Origin of the sequence: Bradyrhizobium sp. (assembly GCF_016462955.1) — a bacterium.
Lineage (GTDB): Bacteria > Pseudomonadota > Alphaproteobacteria > Rhizobiales > Xanthobacteraceae > Bradyrhizobium.
The window spans coordinates 9,020-9,975 of record NZ_JAEMSD010000244.1; the positions used below are offsets into that span (position 1 = coordinate 9,020).

1 protein-coding gene is annotated in these 956 nt (G+C 64.6%); it reads left to right on the forward strand.

The genetic code is table 11. The annotated features are described in order from the left end of the window. On the forward strand, positions 1 to 956 hold a 956-nt coding region (locus tag JHD07_RS22835), incomplete at both ends, for a TonB-dependent receptor (protein WP_291626114.1).

Genomic DNA, 956 nt, shown 5'->3' on the forward strand with positions numbered 1-956 from the left:
GGCAACTGGCGCACGGATGTCATCGAAGCCTTCCAGGCGCCGACCACCGCGCGTGCCGTCACGGGGCCGGCGGTCGTCAATGTCGGACTGACGCAGACCAACGTCGCCGGCTTTGGGCAGGTCCAGGTCAAGCCGCTGTCCTGGCTGAAATTCACGGCGGGCGGACGCTACGATCAATTTTACTACGACATCGACGACCGCATCACGCCGGGCGGCACGCCGAACATCTCGAACGGCATTGCCAGCCCGAAGCTCGGCGTCGCGATCACGCCCGTCAAGTGGCTCGAGCTGTTCGCCAATTACGGCCAGGGCTTTCGCAGCATCGACGTCCCCGCAGAGCTGATCGGCAATCCCGGTATCCAGCCGTTCCGCATCGTCAGCCGCGAGGGCGGTGTCCAGTTCACCTTCGACCGCGTCAGGTTTCTCGCCAGCTACTGGACCACGGATTCCGCCAACGAGGCGTTTCAGGCGGCGCCCGGCCTGCCGGTCACCTTCCTCGGCAAGGCGCAGCGCGATGGCTACGATATCGATGCGCGGGTGTTCGTTGTCGCCGATCCCGTCAGCACCGTGTCGCTGTTCGCCAATTATGGCGGCGTCCGTGCACGCCTGGTCGATGCCGCGCCGTCCTACTTCGTGCCGAACGTGCCGAACTACGTCGCCAATGTCGGCATCGATTTCAATGTGGCGACCGGCAACGCGCAGATGCTTTCCGGCTCTGCCTACGTGACGTTCGTCGGCAAGAAGAACTTGACGCAGGACGGCCTGATCACGACCTCGCCCTACTCGCGCGTCACCGGCAAGCTGGCCTATAGCTGGCCGGAGGGCTGGACCGCGTTCAGCCAGGCGACGTGGTATCCCGGCGACCGCCTCAGCGAGATCGCCATCAATTTCGGCGATCCCACCGGCGCCAATTCCTCTGACATCTTCGTCAGCGCGCAACCAAGGCTGGCCGTGCT